Annotated in this window: 21 protein-coding genes, 1 tRNA gene and 1 rRNA gene; 19 read left to right on the plus strand and 4 right to left on the minus strand. The window is 45.9% G+C overall.

Going from position 1 to position 17,699, the window contains the following annotated elements; translation table 11 throughout:
- Both EI42_RS23610 and EI42_RS23615 read right to left on the minus strand, forming a co-directional pair.
- Nucleotides 1-301, minus strand: a 16S ribosomal RNA gene (locus tag EI42_RS23610); the annotation flags it as partial.
- 313 nt (nt 302-614) lie between these two features.
- The gene (locus EI42_RS23615; protein WP_111325109.1) at nt 615-1,085 is read right to left on the minus strand and encodes a DUF6249 domain-containing protein; all 471 of its coding nucleotides are present in this window, start codon (nt 1,083-1,085) and stop codon (nt 615-617) included.
- 131 nt (nt 1,086-1,216) lie between these two features.
- Here EI42_RS23615 and EI42_RS23620 point away from each other — a divergent pair, with 131 nt between their 5' ends.
- From EI42_RS23620 to EI42_RS23635, 4 genes are read left to right on the plus strand one after another with little or no spacing between them, the layout of a single operon-like run.
- A complete protein-coding gene (locus EI42_RS23620) occupies nt 1,217-1,849 on the plus strand; it encodes an RNA polymerase sigma factor (RefSeq protein ID WP_170142860.1) in 633 nt (210 codons plus the stop codon).
- A gap of 3 nt (nt 1,850-1,852) precedes the next feature.
- Nucleotides 1,853-2,434, plus strand: coding sequence for an anti-sigma factor family protein (locus tag EI42_RS23625; protein WP_111325111.1), 582 nt, complete (start codon nt 1,853-1,855; stop codon nt 2,432-2,434).
- Between the two features lie 42 nt (nt 2,435-2,476).
- Nucleotides 2,477-3,361 (plus strand): UbiA family prenyltransferase, encoded by an 885-nt coding sequence (locus tag EI42_RS23630; protein WP_111325112.1) that lies wholly within the window; start codon nt 2,477-2,479, stop codon nt 3,359-3,361.
- Between the two features lie 13 nt (nt 3,362-3,374).
- Nucleotides 3,375-4,466, plus strand: coding sequence for a class I SAM-dependent methyltransferase (locus tag EI42_RS23635; protein ID WP_111325113.1), 1,092 nt, complete (start codon nt 3,375-3,377; stop codon nt 4,464-4,466).
- A 350-nt stretch (nt 4,467-4,816) separates the two neighbouring features.
- Here the strand turns inward: EI42_RS23635 and EI42_RS23640 are convergent, their stop codons facing one another.
- Nucleotides 4,817-5,689, minus strand: coding sequence for a helix-turn-helix domain-containing protein (locus EI42_RS23640; RefSeq protein ID WP_246046345.1), 873 nt, complete (start codon nt 5,687-5,689; stop codon nt 4,817-4,819).
- 1,024 nt (nt 5,690-6,713) lie between these two features.
- Between EI42_RS23640 and EI42_RS23650 the strand changes: the two genes are divergently transcribed.
- The 15 genes from EI42_RS23650 to EI42_RS23730 all read left to right on the plus strand — a co-directional run bounded on the left by EI42_RS23650 (nt 6,714) and on the right by EI42_RS23730 (nt 17,477).
- Entirely contained in the window at nt 6,714-6,989 is a 276-nt protein-coding gene (locus EI42_RS23650) for a hypothetical protein (protein ID WP_111325116.1), read from the plus strand.
- 191 nt (nt 6,990-7,180) lie between these two features.
- Entirely contained in the window at nt 7,181-8,155 is a 975-nt protein-coding gene (locus tag EI42_RS23655; protein ID WP_111325117.1) for an ABC transporter permease, read from the plus strand.
- A 25-nt stretch (nt 8,156-8,180) separates the two neighbouring features.
- Nucleotides 8,181-8,729, plus strand: a complete 549-nt coding sequence (locus EI42_RS23660) for a hypothetical protein (protein WP_111325118.1) — start codon at nt 8,181-8,183, stop codon at nt 8,727-8,729.
- 250 nt (nt 8,730-8,979) lie between these two features.
- Complete coding sequence (locus EI42_RS23670; RefSeq protein ID WP_111325120.1) at nt 8,980-9,195, plus strand: helix-turn-helix domain-containing protein; 216 nt, start codon at nt 8,980-8,982, stop codon at nt 9,193-9,195.
- A gap of 232 nt (nt 9,196-9,427) precedes the next feature.
- The gene (locus tag EI42_RS23675) at nt 9,428-10,132 is read left to right on the plus strand and encodes a glucosaminidase domain-containing protein (protein WP_111325121.1); all 705 of its coding nucleotides are present in this window, start codon (nt 9,428-9,430) and stop codon (nt 10,130-10,132) included.
- 757 nt (nt 10,133-10,889) lie between these two features.
- Nucleotides 10,890-11,282: a single-stranded DNA-binding protein gene (locus EI42_RS23685; RefSeq protein WP_111325123.1), complete on the plus strand. Its 393-nt coding sequence runs from the start codon at nt 10,890-10,892 to the stop codon at nt 11,280-11,282.
- A gap of 53 nt (nt 11,283-11,335) precedes the next feature.
- Nucleotides 11,336-12,340, plus strand: coding sequence for a TOTE conflict system archaeo-eukaryotic primase domain-containing protein (locus EI42_RS23690; RefSeq protein ID WP_111325124.1), 1,005 nt, complete (start codon nt 11,336-11,338; stop codon nt 12,338-12,340).
- On the plus strand, nt 12,327-12,572 hold the full coding sequence (locus tag EI42_RS23695) for a hypothetical protein (RefSeq protein WP_111325125.1): 246 nt from the start codon (nt 12,327-12,329) through the stop codon (nt 12,570-12,572). Before EI42_RS23690 ends, EI42_RS23695 begins: the two co-directional genes overlap by 14 nt.
- A gap of 207 nt (nt 12,573-12,779) precedes the next feature.
- Nucleotides 12,780-13,274: a hypothetical protein gene (locus tag EI42_RS23700; RefSeq protein WP_137686175.1), complete on the plus strand. Its 495-nt coding sequence runs from the start codon at nt 12,780-12,782 to the stop codon at nt 13,272-13,274.
- Nucleotides 13,275-13,448: 174 nt separating this feature from the next.
- Nucleotides 13,449-13,718, plus strand: a complete 270-nt coding sequence (locus EI42_RS23705; RefSeq protein ID WP_111325127.1) for a hypothetical protein — start codon at nt 13,449-13,451, stop codon at nt 13,716-13,718.
- An 85-nt stretch (nt 13,719-13,803) separates the two neighbouring features.
- Nucleotides 13,804-14,190, plus strand: coding sequence for a hypothetical protein (locus EI42_RS23710; RefSeq protein WP_111325128.1), 387 nt, complete (start codon nt 13,804-13,806; stop codon nt 14,188-14,190).
- 145 nt (nt 14,191-14,335) lie between these two features.
- Entirely contained in the window at nt 14,336-15,526 is a 1,191-nt protein-coding gene (locus EI42_RS23715; RefSeq protein ID WP_111325129.1) for a hypothetical protein, read from the plus strand.
- 12 nt (nt 15,527-15,538) lie between these two features.
- Nucleotides 15,539-15,907 carry a hypothetical protein gene (locus EI42_RS23720; protein WP_111325130.1) on the plus strand — a complete coding sequence of 123 codons (369 nt, stop codon included), beginning with the start codon at nt 15,539-15,541 and terminating at the stop codon, nt 15,905-15,907.
- Between the two features lie 199 nt (nt 15,908-16,106).
- Nucleotides 16,107-16,313, plus strand: a complete 207-nt coding sequence (locus EI42_RS23725; protein WP_111325131.1) for a helix-turn-helix domain-containing protein — start codon at nt 16,107-16,109, stop codon at nt 16,311-16,313.
- Nucleotides 16,314-16,322: 9 nt separating this feature from the next.
- Entirely contained in the window at nt 16,323-17,477 is a 1,155-nt protein-coding gene (locus tag EI42_RS23730) for a site-specific integrase (protein ID WP_111325132.1), read from the plus strand.
- A gap of 120 nt (nt 17,478-17,597) precedes the next feature.
- Here the strand turns inward: EI42_RS23730 and EI42_RS23735 are convergent.
- A tRNA-Pro gene (locus EI42_RS23735) sits at nt 17,598-17,671 on the minus strand.
- Nucleotides 17,672-17,699: the final 28 nt, after the last annotated feature.

A 17,699-nucleotide genomic window follows, 5' to 3' on the forward strand; every position in this document is an offset into this window, starting at 1 on the left:
ATCCCAGTGTGGCTGATCGTCCTCTCAGACCAGCTACCGATCGTCGCCCTGGTAAGCCGTTACCTCACCAGCTAGCTAATCGGCCGCAGGCCCATCCCAAAGCGCCCTTACGAGCTTTGCTCCCGCAGGAGCGTATGCGGTATTGTCGGCGATTTCTCGCCGGTATTCCTCACTTCGGGGTAGGTACCCACGTGTTACTCACCCGTCCGCCACTCCCTTCCACGAGGGAAGGGCGTTCGACTTGCATGTGTTAGGCACGCCGCCAGCGTTCGTCCTGAGCCAGGATCAAACTCGCCATTCAAAGCTTTATTATGAAAATCTCACTCAGAGATTTTACAGTCAAGTTCTGTTGGCAAGCTTATCCTTGCAAGACGGAAACTTGTTGTGCAATTGGTTCCTTACCACTCTTCAGTTGTTAATGATCGCTTGAAGCTTTCGCATCCCCGCGCCTTTCGGCTTTCCCGTCCGGCGCAAGTGGAATAATATCACTACTCCATAGTCTTGTCAATACTTTTTTGGCCCTGTTTACAAAATTGGGAAAATTTCCCTTCAGCCGGGTGAAGAAGGGCCGCAGAACGCGCATCTCCTCTTTCAATACGTCTCATGCATGGTGCTCAAAGGGATTCTTTGCGTGTTCCATCGCGGTGATCAAACGGTACCACGTTTCCTTCACCGTTTCGGTTTGACGCAGAAACATCTTTCGATGCTTTCTGTTCATCATCAAACGCATGACTATGTTCTAAATAGTAACTGCCAATCAGAGCCAATCCCACAGCAAAGGGGATCAAACCGGGTAGCAGCCAGGGCCCCAGATGGAGGGGAGCCTGAGGGAAGGTATCTGGTAAAAAGAAGCCAATCGGATACAGACCTGCCATCAAGGCTATCCCCACCATACAGGTAATCAAACCGGCACGCAAAATTCCCCGGCTCCTGCGCAGGCGCCGCATAATATCCGGACTGAAACCATGCCGAATCAGTTCCATTCGTTCCCGGTGATGCAGATAGCGCAGGAGAATAATAAATCCCAGGAAGATCGCCAGCGCGAATAACCACCCCAATAAAACAACAAGTACATTCAGCGACATCAGGCACTCCTCTTTGTTGCAAAGCCTTGACGTATGGTAAGATAGCTTATAGAAGAAAGAAGTTTCGCGAATTTGGTGAAACTTTTTTCTCGTTACTGGCCTCTAATTACAGTGCTATGAAGGAATTCTCATTGCAGCCATCACACAGTTTAGGAATATCGCTCCCCCATGTTGGCGCTGCGACTACAGAACAACTGGACGATGCGAAGCTGGTTGCCGCAAGCCAGGCAGGCGACCAGGATGCATTTGCCCAACTGGTGCAGCGACATCAACGGCGAGTATTCAACCTTGTCTTTCGCATGCTTCAACAATATGAAGAAGCGAACGAGGTCACGCAAGAAACATTTCTTGCTGCCTGGCAGGGCCTATCTTCCTTTCGAGGAGACGCCCAGTTCTCAACCTGGCTCTATCGCATTGCTTATAACTGTTGTCTGAAACAACTAGAACTACGTAAACGAGAAAAAGCGCTACAGGCTGCAATACAGGAAGAACAAATTCTGGAAAAAGCTCAGGGCGATGAGCCCTCTAATGCAGCAATAGAGGCCTCGGCTTATCAACATCTTGTTCACGAGCAGCTTTCTAATCTTCCCGCGAAATACCGCATTGTGTTGATTCTCCGTCACCTTCAAGAAATGACCTATGAAGAGATGGCCGAAATATTGACTATGCCCATTGGCACAATCAAGACGCATCTGTTCAGAGCACGGAATCTGTTGAAAGAGCGCCTACAGGCATTTGAGCAGGAATGGAAATCACGAGGTTAAAGAATGCATTGCTCTAGAGCTTCTCGATACATCCAACTCTATATTGATCAACATTTACCTCTCAACAAGATGCGAGAGCTGGAAAAACATCTCTCTTCTTGTTCTCGTTGTCAGCAGGAATTACGGCAGCTTGAATGCATCAGTCGGGCCATTCAGAGCTTCGATCTGGTTCAAGAGCCGGCGGACCTGACCCACAATATTATGCAGCGCATCGCACTCAGGACCCGGCAAGCAGAGGAAGCTCGCCGCCGGCAGACCTTGCAACAGGAAGCAGAGAAACTGTTCCGCCCATCGTTTCCAGAGCTGCTGGTTGCAATCATTCTAGCCTCCGTTGCCACCATTGGCGTAATGGCAAGCGAGCCCTCGCTACGCTCTATGCTCCCTATTGGGAACGGACATGACATTCTCTCACAGCTTCTGATGACTATCTGGAGCATGCTGATGGGCATGAATAGTAACATTTTAATGCTTTCCTTCTGGGTTTTCGGCACCCTTATCGGCATCTGGATTACCCTTCTATTAGCAGGTAGTGAAGTACGTACCATCTGGTTTAAAGCTGTACTGGATCGTCTCCCGGTCTGGTAATCCGCTTTTGACCGGAGGACAGCCACCTCTGAGGGTTTCATCATGCGGACAGCTAATCAACGCCATCTTCACGAGGTAGTGGCCGGCTTCTACCAGCTCTGCCATCCTGTCCCTGTCCTGTTTCATACCATCGCAATTGCGCTCTTTGCCTTGCTCGCCGCCTGGCCTCAAGTCTCCTGGCCGCGTTTTGTGCTGGTCGTAGCCGCCCATCTGGCAATGCAGCTTTCTATCGCTATTCTCAATGACTACTGTGACCGTGAGCTTGACGCCCGAAGTGACAAAAAGAAGCCCCTGGTTCAAGGGCTGGTTCGTCCCCGGGAGGCGCTGATCGTGGGGCTCTTTTTAATTGTCGTCATGGCATTCCTCTTGTGGCCGCTCAATCGCCTTGCTGGGCTTCTCTCCTTGATCTACCTCTGTCTGGGCCAGGGCTACAACCTCGGGCTGAAATCAACACCCCTCAGCGGTATCGTCTTTGCACTGGCAATGCCTCTAATCCCGGTCTATGCTTTTGTCGGCATGGATCGCTTCCCGCCTTTTATTGGCTGGCTGATCCCACTCGGGGCGCTCTTTGGCATCGCTCTCAATCTCGCGAATTCGCTCCCGGACATCGAGGAGGATCGAGCCGGGAATGCACGAACCCTGGCGGTTGTACTAGGCGTTCGCGGATGCGCGATCGCTATCCCTCTTCTGCTTCTTGGCGGAGTGGTTATAATCGCCCTTCTCACTTTCACACATCTGGTGCCTGCAAATTTGCTCATTCTCCTGGCGACCTTTCTCCCGGGTCTGTTCGGCATTGGCCTGCTCGCGCTTCTTTTCAGGCCACAGCGCTTGCTGAATCGCAAAACAACCCGCCGTCCCTACTTCCTCTTTGTGGTCTGTATTACGCTGCTTCTAGGAGGGGGTTGGTTAGCTGGAGTCCTTTTCTGAAAGGAGGTTGCTTATGCCGCTACGCTTTACAGCCCTGGAATATCTGCTCGCCCGTTTGAACTTGCTGCCCACACCGCTTTTTGACGTTCCACTCTCTGCCGGAATCTCAACAGCGCTCTATACAGCCTGCAAGCTTGAGCTTTTCGATAGCTTGCGAACCCGAGGACAGACGGTGTCGGAGCTCGCCGATAGGCTTCAGTGTCATCCTCAAGGACTGCTCTATCTACTTCAACTGCTTGTCTCTTCCGGCTATTTGCGCCAGCACAAGGGGAGATATTACAACACACGCATAAGCCAGCGCTGGCTTGTCTCAAGCTCCCGACAGAATCTCATACCATATATTCTTCATGGACCCGATCTGGCGAATATCTGGGCCCATCTCGATGAGATTATCCACACCAACCAGGCAGCGATGAAAACGCCGTATGAAGAGAGTAGCACAACTGCTGAGAGCCGACAGCTTCTTGAGCGCCACTATGCCGGGCTGGCCGCGCTTGCCTCAATGATCGGCCCGGAGATTCTCCGGCGGGTCCCTCTGCCACAACCTGCCACCCGTCTGCTTGATGTTGGCGGCTCTCATGCAGCGTACAGCGCGCTTTTTTGCCGCGCCTATGCCGGGCTGCATGCAACCGTGATCGACCTTGAAGCCGGGGTTGAGGCAGGCACACACACGGTACAGCGTCTGGGGCTGGAACAGCGAATTCAGTTTATGTGCTGTGATATTGTGAGCGATGATTTTCCTGAGCACTTTTCAGAACCCTTTGATGTGGCGCTCTACTTTAACATCGCCCATCTGCTTCAACCCGAGGACAACCAGGCGGTACTTCACAAGGTGGCTCATACTCTCCGCCCGGGCGGGCTCCTGATCCTGGTCGATCAGCTCCCAGACCAGCGGCAACGCTCACGCCTCTCTGCCCTAACCACCCAACTGATGCAGCTCTCTGTGACCATCATCGGTGGCACCTGTCATCCATTTTCAGATGTCCGATACTGGCTGGAAAGAGCGGGAATGGAGCAGATTCGCAAACATGAAATGCTGACACCAGGAACTTGCTTCGTGACAGCACGCAAGCGAAACGAGACAAAAAAAAGAAGCGGTGACTGATCACCGCTTCTTAAAAGTCGGGGTGAGAGGATTTGAACTACCTACAGAGCTTTTGGTGACGGTCTTAGTTTCTGTTCCAGCAGATTTAGAGCGTAGGGGTAGGACTATTCTGTCTAATTTTGTCTAATAATTTCATTTTGTGTCCAATGGTTTTGCTCTCAGTTTTGCTCTCATTTGCTTCCATTAGAGAAGGTGTCAGAGCCAATGAAAAAGCCCTTATAAGGATACCAACAAATATCCTTGCAAGGGCTAGGTTTATTGAGAAATTGCCTTATTTTGCTTTGTTGAGCGGATCATAATCATAGCTTAACAAGCTATTCACTGGCTTTTTATGCTTTGGTTATGAGAACTTAGCTCTTACCCTCAGCAAGCGCTCGCTTATATTGGAGTATGAAAGGTATACCTGATGTTTTTACATCTATGATGAAAGTTCTTCTCTCTGGTGTTAAAGGCTCGATCTCAGTGAAGCCTGCGTGTTTCATAAGCCGTACCCCGTCAGGCATGTTACTACGTGCAGCAATTGTTTCTATCTCTATACCTTTTTTGCCCATTTCGATAATAATGTTTACAAGTCCACTTATCAATCTTGATCCATATAATCTTTTATCTGTCAGGTTAAAACCCGGCTTGACTCCCATTGCGTGCAAGTAAAGGTCTATTTTTTGTGGAGCTTGATCTGATTGTGTTGTGTCCAGGATATCATCAGGATTAATCCTAACGGGTATTTGTTGGGAAAGTACTTCGGCAAGTTTCCCTGTTTTTAGAGGTATCATGGCGACGTATCCTACGATTTGCTGCAAGTCTTCATCAATTAGCATATGATAAGTATCAGGGTTCTTGGAAAGTATTTTCATTCGTTCTTTGACAGTGTCTCTTCCAACTCCGAAGAGTTCTTGACTTATCTCCTGACATTCCCTCATTTCCTCTTCAGTAGTAACGCGAGCGAACTTTGTGGACTTATTCTTTCTCTGAATGATGAATGCCTGAAGTTCTGCGGCTAACATGTCAACATCTTTCTTTCGGTAGACACCCTGCTTGCGTCCAGGTGGAATAACTCGCTCAAGAGTGCCGTTGTTGACGTAATTATAAAGCATTCCATCGGTGATCCCCAATATTTTTTTAACCTGAGCAGCGGTGTAAAAATCACTGTAAAGCGGTGATCTCTTTGGTGGCATAAAAACTCTCCCATGTGTGGTTGAAAGGCTTTCTATCGCTGGCTCCATTATATTTCAACTTTCAAAAGTTAGCAATAATTGGTAACCTCTTGACAATGCGCGATCTTTCCGTGTATATTTCTCTTGTAAAGTTCTTAAAGTTATCAAAGTTATCAACCATATGCACCTTAACAACTGAATAGCGTGTGATCCTTGGAAGGAAAGGCGTGTGAAGAGGATCGAAACGGGAAACCGTGCGCGTGTTACGGCTCATAAGTAGGGATAAAGCTATATGGAAGGGGAGCCGGGATGCACATACCCTGATGGAAGTCATGTCCGTTCCATCAGGCAGACGGGTTTCATCTAGCGCCTATAGGTGTGAAGGCGAAGTAAGCGCTTATAGGCGAAAAAGGTGATTAGGTCGATGGATCGCTTCTAGGTGGAGACTGTAGAAGATATGGAGGTGTACAGAAAGGAGATTTACAGGGATCGCTAGGTTGATGTGCTGCTCATCTCGTTCTAGCAACGGGGTGAGTAGACATGAACCTGAGCGGTTCTAGGATGTTGTTTTCAGCCAGATGAAAGGAGTTACAGAATGCAAATGTGTAGTTTGAGCAATACGTTTATGTGCGAAGAAGGAACTGTAGCCAGTAGAAAGTGTAAGTCATGCGGTAAACATTTCTGTGAAAGGCATATGTGTGAAAATGGTCTTTGTGAGGAATGCGAGAGATGGGCGGCTCTTCGGAGAATGCAAGGGCATATGAAAAAGTTAGAGGAACTGGAGCAAAAAAAGAGCGTCCATACTCAGATTTTTCCGGAAGTAGTATGTAGATTTAGCGACAAGGAAGGAGAATGGCAATATGTTCTGTCAACACGAGTGGGAAGATAAAGGCAATAGGCAGATTTGTAAGAAGTGCCGTAAGATGCGTCTCAAACCTCGATCATCTGCTAGTTCTTCAAGCAAGTAGCGCAGGTTTAGTTAAGAGTTGCTAGGTTGATGCTCTACTGATCATGCATGTCATGGTCAGTAGGCATGAGCCTGAGCGGTTCAGGCTGACTGTTGAGTTACTTATTGAAAAGGAGAAGGTTTCTAATGATTACACCAGAGCAGTTGGGGAACATTGAACAGTTGCGTAAGAATGTACTCGAACTTGTCCAGAAGGGCGTTTCCGACGAATACTTGCTGACTACCTATAATCAGGTTCTACGGGTGCTCAATACGCGCCTTCCTAAAATTCGCGTTCGAGTTGATAGCAGCTCTTTGAAGGCAGAAAGCAAAGGGATTGTGACTGCACAACGCAATTCACTGCGGAAGAAAAAGACTGTTTCTTCAGGTGCAACGCAGAATCCCTCTCAAAAATCTGCATAAGTTCGCACTCGTTTTCTTTGGGGGTTTTCGTCGCAGTGGCATTGCTGTTGCGTCGCAGTAACCCCCTAAATTGTGCTTAAAAAGCCGCAAAATTTTTGTACGGAATGTGTACGCTAATAAACATTTAAATTTTTCCGCTCGATTTTCCTCACGATTTTCGTTCCGTTTTTCAGTGAAAGGAGTCAAAGGAAATGGGGAGAAGGATCGACGGGTTCCGAGATTTTATCGGTTCTCAATGGCGACGTGTCGAAAATGGTTTGAGCCAGTGGAGTAAGCGCAACCAAGCACGTCGTTTTCCTGCTCCAAAGGAAGAGCCTCCAAGGGCAGAGATTCCCTTGTCTCTTGATGATCGCTTGAATCAGAGTTTTGATCGAATGTTGCAGGAAGTTGATGAGTTGGATAGTGAAAAGTACACTTTTGAAGAACACGCAGAATACACCTGGATCGCTTTTGTGCGTGTTCTTTTACCTCTCATCTTTTTTGTTGTCTTAGGCTATGAAGACGGATTGTTTATGACGGGCTTCCACTACTTCAGTTGGGAACCGTTTATAGCGATCATGTACTTTATTGGCTATGGGTTGGAAGCTTTGCGTGTTGCAATGGTCTATTCTATGAACTTCAGCAAAGCTGCTGGAAGGGAAAAAGCCTATAGAGCCCAATTCTGGGTGTGGTTGCTGATGAGTCTAGGGTGTGGGGTTGCACAATTGGCTTCCGCTTTAGTGATTCAGTCGTTAGGTGGTGATCAGGCAATAAGTGGTGAGAATGCTGTTGCTCAAGGCGCGAAAGAGATTTTAGCCTCAATGCCTTGGTTGGTATACCTTGCCATTATTCTACGTGTTGCCTTATGTGCTATTGCTGATTGGGCTTGTAGTGGTTTTTTACATCGGAAGAAGAAAACAGTAGAGCAGAAGGCTGCTGCGATTACGGCAAGAGCGAATAACGTTTCAGCGCTTTTGCAGGCGAACCAGAATGCGCGCTCGATTATTGACAATGCTCGACAGTACCAGCAAATTGTAGAAAGTCAAAGAAAAGAACTTGAAGCCTTACGGACACAACAGCGTGAGGTGTTTGACGTAGTGTTCAATGCAGGAATGGCGCAGGTAAAGCGTAACGTTTCTTCTCAGGGAAGTGAACCAGACAATCCTTATGAAGCCAGTTTTGAGTAAGTAGGAAAAGGGAGATAGCAGATCGATGAAACGCCGTTACTGCAAGTACAGTTTTGAAGATACTCAACGCGCTATACAGCATCAACAGCGGCAAGTCGGTGTGCGTATTCTCCCGGGAACTGCCTCAAGCACTGGAAGAAGTATTCGTGTGTATTCAGAGAAACATCGGCGTGAGCTGTGGTGCGTCATTTTAGCGCGATCTTCTGATTGGTACAGATACAATCTGAACACCTATCAGCATGGAATGGAAGCGGCAATTGTCGGTACGCATGATAGTTGCATTTCTGTACCTGTTCTGGCTATGGATAGCCTGGAATGGTATGAGCCCTATAAAACACGTTTTGAACAGTCGCTTCCACCTGCAAAAGATTTTCGGCTTCCTGATAATCCAGATAAGTTTGATCGCTTAAGGCGTGGACATTATGGTCATTGTGTTTTTGTTGGGGCTTTAATTGTTGGTCGAAAAGAGGCTATTGACCGTTTGATGAGGCTTCCAGAACGAACGCGTTTCGGCTTGGAAGCAGAAGTGAAACGCCTACGGCATCGACGTCCTGGACGGCCATTGAAACTCTGAGCAATTTAAAAGGTCAAGAAACACAAAAGAACAACAGCGAGAACAAAACCCGTATGCTTTTAACTTTGGCATATGGGTTTTTTCTCGCCACACTTGCTCGAAAGGGGAGTAAAATGCTGATCATTGTTTATATTCTGCTGGTTGCTATTGGAAGTGTGTTGTCAGCTACTGCTTCAATCGGGCTGATCTGGGCAATTTGTCGATGTTTCGAGTTACAGGTGACTGCTAGTCAAGAAAGGAAGGAAGTTTAATGAGTGATTTATTGACGGTCCAAGAGGTTGCGAAGATTTTTCGTGTAGATGATACCACTGTTCGACGCTGGATTAAGATTGGAGCTCTAGAAGCTGTGACTTTACCTCATGTGAATGAAAGGACTTCTTATCGCGTCAAAAGGTCAACGCTTGAGCAAGTGCTATGTGCGGGTATTGGATATGATCAGTCTCAAGAAAAAGGGGGAAACGCATGAGTATTGCAGTGATTAGTACGGAACTGATGGAACTGATAGTAACTGTTGTGTTAGTCATTTTGAGTTTTGGTTTTTTAGCATTCTGGCATTGGCTGGAACGCAAAAAGTAAAGCGGGATTCTCTGAGAAACGTTTAGAAGCCATTCCAGAGACCCCACTTGCTGTGGTCAACCGTTTAGTTGCCCTACATGCTCATTATAGCATGTGGGGCGTTCTTATGAAAGGACTCTCACATGTTAGGTTTTACTCCTAGCCCGTTTATGTTGGCTGTTGGTGCAATACTTGGAGGAATTGTTTTTGTTTGTTGGTTAAGCGAAAGAGGTTATGACCATTCTGAGAGATCTAAAGGAGTGGTGCTTAGCCTTTGGATTGTTGTTGCGCTTATTGTAGGAGTTGTTGTTGTTTGGTTGGTACTTGGACCGACTGTGTTTGCGAAAACGATAGGATCTATTGTTCCTTCCACAAAAGCACCTTCTGGTCCTTCTCTGTCCGATAACTTGGTAAGGCCTCCAACAATTTCTGCGGAACAGATTGATAGAGTTCTTGCGGCTGCTGGATCACCTGCTATTGGCGTTGGTGAAACTATGTACAGAGAAGGAGTGAAACGCGGTATTGATCCAGCTTATGCACTTGGCTTTTTCCATAAAGAAAGTGGATATGGAAAGGCAGGTGTAGCCACTCAAACTCATAGCATAGGGAATATAAAATGCACTCCCGGCTATACCTGTTTTGGAGAGTTTAGAAGCTATCCGACTTGGGCGGATGGTGTCATTGATTGGTATAAGCTCATAGAAAAAGAGTATATAGCAAAAGGTGCCCGTACGTTATCGGCAATCTTACCCGTGTATTGTCCGGTTAGCGATGGGTGTGATCCTCAGCAGTACGCGCAGGATGTGTTGAGTGATATTGCACTGTGGCAGAAGGGGGACGTGAGATGACTGAGGATCAATGGAACGAATACCTGAAACATGCTCAGCAGGCTCAAATGCCAGTGATCCAGGTTGTATGTGTAGGGTGTTGGTATCAACGAAACCCAGAAACTCCTTTTCCTGAGCAAGCCTCATCAACACTTTGCTCTTGTTGTAGTTCATTAACTCGAACGCGTCAGCTTCCTCTTCCTGCCTGGATTGGAGGAATAAATGTCTCTTCCAGATGAATTGCAAAAGAGGTTGGAGGCTCAGTACTTATTCCCTGACGTCAGCATCCTTCGGGGTGCTGACATTATTCTAGCCAACAAATTGGGGATAACACTTGTTCCCTGTACGGGAACTCAATGCCGAGATATGTTTCTTCCACCTTGGTTGAATCCCTACGATAGACGCGTCTTTGCAGATAGCATCCTGCCAGGTAGGCGGTATCGCTCGATGTACGAAGAACGCATGTCGAGTTTACATCGACATCATGGAGCGATACTTGCGTTGGAGATCATGAGAACTGAGCAAGTGGCGTTCTTACAAGGAAATAATGATGTTCGAGGGAATCACTGGTGTGGACACTGCTTGGAACGCGCGAAGTTAATCAACCTTGGGGATACACTGGGATTTCCTGCTTTACCGTGTGTTCAGGAAGGTTACGTCTCCTGGAAACAGTTCGCTTCAACAGCGACAGATTCACGAATTTTCGAGGCTTTATATCATGCTTCGCACGTCAAAAAACAGTTAGTTACTCTTCGTTAGATGAAAGGAGAAATGCTTTATGTTGTGGAATCAATGTCAATTCGCTGGTCGACTTGGGCGCGATCCTGAAATGTCATATACACCTAACGGAAAGGCCGTCTTACGGTTCTCTATAGCTGTAGATCAAGGCAAGGATCAACCCGCGATGTGGTTGAATGTAACAGTTTGGGAAGCGTTGGCGGAGCGATTGTCACAGACTCTTTATAAAGGGGCTCCAGTATTCGTGCAAGGTAGGTTGGTACAAAGAAGCTATACCGATAAGAATGGGATAAATCGTGTTTCTACGGACGTGATTGCAACTACCGCACAGCTTTTGGAAAAACCGAAGACAAACACGACTTCGGCAAACTATGAGGCTGAGCCTCACCCGTTTTCCTCATCTCTGAAAGAACCGAGTGACTACCCCTTCTAGAAGAAAGATGGTGCCTCTTATCGCTACATAAGAGGCACTTAGGAGAAAAGGGCATGGTGAAAAACAGTAGTAAGCTTCACATTCCTCTTCACCTTCTTCAAGTATACTGCAAGCTTTTTGTTTCTCGAACCTCTGACTTTGCGCTCCAGCAGGCTGATGGAAGTTATCGGCGTGCTGGGCGCCCATTGCAGTTGCTTGATATAAATCGTCATTTGCAACGGTTTCACACTCTGGGTATGTACGTCCAGGATGAGCAGGGAAAAGTTCGCTTTTCCGTGTTTGATGATGATCGACAAAATGGCTTTGCTGAAATGCAACGTCTACGCAATCAGCTTAAGAGAGATGGAATTCCTGCTTACATGGAGCAATCGCGTCGGGGTGCGCATTTGTGGGTTTTCTGGAAAGAACCCATTTACGCGTCTCAGGCACGTGATGTATTGCTTCCTTACTGTCCTGATGGAGTTGAGTTCTACCCAAAGCAAAATGAAGGTTGCGGCTATGGCAGTCTAATTCGTATGCCTCTAGGCGTGCATCAGTTATCAGGTATGAGTTATGCCTTCCAGGATGATCAAGCTGAAATAATCTCGCCTTCTGTCTATGATGTGCTGCAACAACTTCACCTGCTCTTTCAATTTCAACGGGTTGCGGTACCTGAGTCCAGGCGCTGTTCTCTGGTTGCATTGCAGTTTGACAAGAGGCTGTGCAGTACCAGAAACCAAACAAAATCGTTAGCCTCTTCCACTGCAACAACTCTTGGTCCGTATACAGATATTCGCTCATGGTGCAATGCTCAAAATCCCTTTGAAGTTATTGGACGTTACGTCCGCCTAAATGATCAAGGTATCGGGAGATGTCCATTTCATGAGCACCATAAGCATGCAGATAGGAAGCCGTCGTTTAAAGTTTATAAGCCGAAAAAAGAAGGCGGTTCCTGTTGGTATTGCTATACTTGGCAGCAAGGAGGCAACGTGTTTGACTTTCTATGCCACTGGTATGGCCTAAGTGCGAGAGAGATGTGGAAACGCATACAGGAAGGATACAATCATGAACGCAACTAATCATAGTGAAGAGCAGAATAAGCGTGAAGAAAATGCCGAGAATGATCAAGTTTTGACTCTTGAGGCAGCGAACAATCTAGTCTTGCTTTGGCAAGGAGTTGCTTCGAGTATAGAGCAGATCAACATGACGGCAGATTTTCAAGAGAATGACGAGTATTGTTGGGAACATGGAGGACGGCCTGATTTTGGAGGTTGGGCGTGTCAGCATCAGGAACATAAAGAAGTTCATTGAAGTGGTTCTTTAGGAAGAAAGGAAATGGAAATGATGAGGAATCTGGTCCTCTTTCTTATCTCTTGTGGTTTCGCTGGTATGTCTTGGTATAGCTTTAGTTTTACAACAGATGTACTTGGCATTGTATATGCAATTGGAGCCTTCGCGTTTCTTCTATTGTTTTGTATCAGCGTAAAGTTGAAGCGATCCCAACAATAGCAGGGGAAAATGATGAAATTGGAACGGCTTGCAGAAATGGACTATGAAGCAGCACAGTCCGAGAAGCGAGACAAGCTAAACGGTCGCTTACAGGTATGGTCTTTGCTTATTGCTCTTGTTGGAGCCTTTGGTTTGGCAAGTGTCCAGTCGGGTTCAATTGCTTACATTGTTGGAGTTTTGCCCTTACTTGTAGCCTGCTTGGCACGATATGTTCGCCATAGTGAAGCGGTGTTAGATCAAGTTAAGGAGTACCTTTTTCAGAAAGAGCTGGAATTGAAATATACAGGCTATGAGTGTTGGCGTGTAAAACACAAGCAAGCAAAATCAGGAGAACATCTACGGGCCTTCCGAAGTTGCGCTGTTCTGATAGATGTGATCGCGACAGGATCATTGGCTATTCGGCTTGCAGAACATTCTATCGTGCTCTCTGTTGTGGTTGTGTTCCTGGAAGCATTAGTGATTTGTTTAACCTGTTATTGGTTAAGTGATACCAAACGCAAGTGATGTTCGATCCGTGTATGCCCTTCTCAGCGTGAGCTAGAAGGGTTTTCTTTTGGAGGCGAAGAAATGGGAACCCAGAAAAAGCGAACACGAAAAAATTGGTTAACAGGAAGCTTTGGAAGTATTCGACAATTATGTAAAGCGGTTCACTGAAAGTAAAGCAAAAGGAGAGGAAGTATGAAGGTAAAAAGAACAGAGAAAATGAAACGCGATTTTTCGATTGAATGCCTAAGAGATGTGTTAGATAGAATCAAGCAAGATGCGGAGAAAACTACTTTCGAGAATTTTGAACAAAAGAATGGCTTTTGCGTAACCAAATTGCTTGATGTTCTTAGTTGGTTGCAACATGTAAGTACTCTTTCAAAAGGAGAGATAAAACTTATTGAAGAGATTCGAGCAGTGTTGGAAACCATTTTGTATGGGAATAGTGAGGAGTTTCCGTTTTAACACGAAGAAGTACAGAAATATTCACGTGTGGAGCTGAAAGAGCCTTTCTCGTGCGAAGGCTCTTTTTGTTTTGCAGGAGAAAACTATGAGAGTAGTAAAGCCCCTATCGGAAGCCACTGCCATTTATGATGTACTTTCAAAGTTAAAAGTAGGAGATCTAGTTCCAGCATGTGTTTATATACGCGATTATGTTGACGGGCAGATTCCCTCATGGCGTGTTGCTCACATTATTGAGTCGCCTCCTTCACGAAGAATCACCGTGATTGATCCTGACAATGTCAAAGAACCTACTTTATGGGAAGAGGAGTCTTGGATAGCTCTTGATATAGTTGCCCTTCCCTCGAAAGTCCTTGCAACGGATTTGTATTGTTTTACAGGAAAACCTCACTATACTAACATGTTAGGTGATATTCGCCAACATGGAAGGAAGATTTCAGATTTATTTGAAGAGCAAGGAGAAGATTATGTCTGACTGGTTCCAATCAATTGCTTTTGTTGCCTTTTTTCTGTTATTGCCTTTGGCTCTTCGTGTTGTGTTTTCGTGAAAGCGTTAAAACCATTGAAGGGGCGCGTCCTAGTAACACGCGCCCCTTGACCTACAAAGAAGAGGTGTAGAAATGGCTTGTAGAGCGGCCTCACTGTTAGCTGGCCTGGATACAGTGATTGTGAATGTCAAACAGGCGGACGAAAATCGTAAACCGATACAGTCACAAGAAATAAAGGGAGAGATTATTGAAGCTTTGCAAGTATGGCAACAGCAGGCTTTAAACAAGAATGAGCCTGTTCCAACTGCCTGGACGCATGAAGGAAAAACGCTTTTAATGTACCCTAGAGGTTCTGCGACATGGATGTACTTGTTGAAGAATGGCGATATTGACTTGTTGATTGGATCGCGTTTGAATACAGGTTCATTAGCGAGAGTGAGGTTTTCTAGTGAATATCTGTGGCGTGCTGGTCCAGATATTGCGGTTGCTGAAACGGAAGTGTTTTTGACTCTCATGTTTCAAGAAATGTTGTATCTTCAGCCTTCAGAATTGCACCTAGCTGCTGATGTTGTAGGGCTTCCGTTGTCGTCTCAGAACTATCGAAAAGTGTTTGTTTCACGGGCAAGAAAAACAAGTGAGATCAATCGGTTGAATGAGGCAATGTACAACGGACATCAACTTGAGACTATTCGCTTTAGCAGGCACGGTAACGCGATTAGTGCAACAATTTATGATAAGTGTGCAGAGATTGAGCTGCATTCTCCTGGGAAACGTTGGTTTTATGATCTGTGGAAAAATGGAGGTTGGGACGGTGAAGAGAAAGTGTGGCGTGTTGAGTGTCGAGTAGAACGTGAAGCTCTTCGTGAAATGTTAGTCCAGGAAGCGCGCATAGGAGATATTTATGATGCGCTTAACAAGGTTCCTTCCATCTGGGCTTATTGCGTCGGAAGTCCAGGTAGTACGGAAGGTTGGTTACGTATGGTTGCACCCAATGTTAATGATCGCAATAAATGGCGATGGAAAACTGCTGATCCGTGGAAAATAGCTGTTCAGGAAGCCTTTACTCGACATTGGCGTAAGAGTGATGATATTGCAGCGATACAGCGAAAACGTAAACGGGAGGCAAATTTGAAGCGAGCTGAAGCTGCAATTGCAGGTTATATAACCACGTATGCAGCTTGGGATGACAGTGTAACAGATGATGATGATGCTTCAGTGATCTTTCATAAGCTGTATCAACAGGTTATGCAGAAGTGGGAAAATGACGGTGTGGACTTCCAGGAAGTTCGCGCGAAGAAGCAGTTGCTTTATCATGAAGCTTGAAAGGAGAAAACAATGAAGAATTATTCTGATCCAACTGCATCCATCTGGAATGTTGAAAGACGAGTTGGAGGACCAACATCCTACTTTCTCGCTATTCTTGATGGAGAGAAAAAGATTGCATGTGAGCTGAGACACAATCCAAAAGATAATAGTTTTGAGGTTTTGCCATATATACCACTTGAGTTGGACTACACTGTTCATGATGATTGTGATCATGAAAATGATTTTTGTCTTTTAGAGGATGATCCAGAAATGTGTTGGAAGATGATGGATAATAACGCAATGCGTTTAGCATTTGAAAACTTGGAGAGAGCAGAACATCAATTACGTCAATCTAAGGTTGCAGAGAGACTTTTGAAAGAAAAAGAATATCGAGAGTAGTTTATTAGAGTTAGTGTAAGTTTAAAGCTCTACGCGGTAGATACAGGCGTGTAGAGCTTTTTTAATTATAAAAAACATGCTACTCTTATCCGGATGAAGTCTCAAATTTCGGCGATTTGGGTGTTTCCAGTCAAATTTTGATGTCAGTGGAACAGGCTCAAATAGTAATATAGCTTTTACTGCATAAGGGGATGTACGCATGAAAAAGCAAGAGAAGGTTTTAGCTGCTCAACAGCGCTTAATGTCTATTGCTGAAGTAGCCAACTACCTTGGTGTTTGCCGTCAAACAGTTTACAACTACATTTATCGCGCAGGTATGCCTTCGATCAAGGTAAGAGGGGTAAGAAGAGTGAAGTTTGAAGCCCTTAATGCTTGGTTAAATGGACATGAGCAAGTGCTTGTTTAGGGGGTTTTCATGGCAGAAAAAAAGCGTCGTGGGCATAATGAAGGCTCAGTTTACTTTGATGCAAGCCGTAACCGTTGGGTTGCGGCTATCTCAATTAGTCCTGGTAAGCGGAAAAAGTTTTACTTTGAGAAGAAACAAGATGCGGTTAAGAAAAAGAATGAAGCTTTAAGAGAGTTAGAGCAGGGTACCTTAGCCACTGGAACACAACGAAAGCTCGGGGAATATCTGGTAGACTGGCTAGAAAATGTGCATAAGAGTAAAGTCCGCGTTGGTACCTATGTGAATTACAAGAAGAAGATCAAGTATATAGTTGATGGTCTCGGCAATGTTTGGTTACAAAAACTTACCCCCGAGCAGGTACAAGACTTTTTACAAAAGCAGCTTGCCAATGGTCTTTCATCAAAAACCGTTCATGAGATACATGGAGTTCTGCGTCTGGCATTGAAGAATGCCTTACGTTGGGGATTGGTGTCACGGAACGTATGTGAGGTAGTTGATCCACCCACAATTGTAAGTCGTGAAGCAGTACCTCTTTCAGTGGAGCAGGCACGTATATTAGTAAAACATGTGCGTGGTCATCGCCTGGAAGTCTTGCTAGCTATGGCTGTAGTTACTGGTATGCGTCGAGGTGAGCTGTTAGCGCTACGTTGGTCAGATATTGATTTTGAGCGTTGCCGGTTGTTAGTATCGCACTCAGTTGATTATATCGCAGGATATGGTTATGTGGTTGGCAAACCAAAAACAGCAGCAGGCAAACGGTGGGTTAGCTTGCCCGCGTTTCTTTTCAAGATGTTAAAGCAGCACCAGTTTCAACAGTTAGAGATGAAACGTCTGACAAAAGAATGGAAAGATAATGATCTGGTATTTCCTAATCGTCATGGCGGTTATCTTCATCCTAACCATATGGGTGAGCAGTTTAGAAAACTTCTGAAAGAGGCCGGATTACCTGCTATTCACTTCCATGACCTTAGGCATAGTGCAGCAACAATTTTGTTATGTATGGGAGTGAATGTGAAGGTGATCCAGGAGTTGTTAGGGCATAGCGACATTTCTGTTACCCTGGGCGTATACGGTCACCTACTCCCGTCAATGCAGCAGGCAGTGGTTGATACATGGGAAGATGTATTCGGCAATACTGATAATGATAGCGAGAAGCAAGGATAAAGCAGTTTTGCTCTCAGTTTTGCTCTCATCTGAGGTTTTCTGCTGAGTCAGGGTTTTAGCTGCTACAATGAAAGAAGGCGTAAAGCGGATTCAGGAAAACGCCTTACGCCTTTTGATTAGTCGGGGTGAGAGGATTTGAACCTCCGACCACTTCAACCCCATTGAAGTGCGCTACCGGGCTGCGCCACACCCCGATTCTTTCGGACGGCTTTATTATAACAG

The organism is Thermosporothrix hazakensis, from assembly GCF_003253565.1.
Classification (GTDB): Bacteria; Chloroflexota; Ktedonobacteria; order Ktedonobacterales; family Ktedonobacteraceae; genus Thermosporothrix; species Thermosporothrix hazakensis.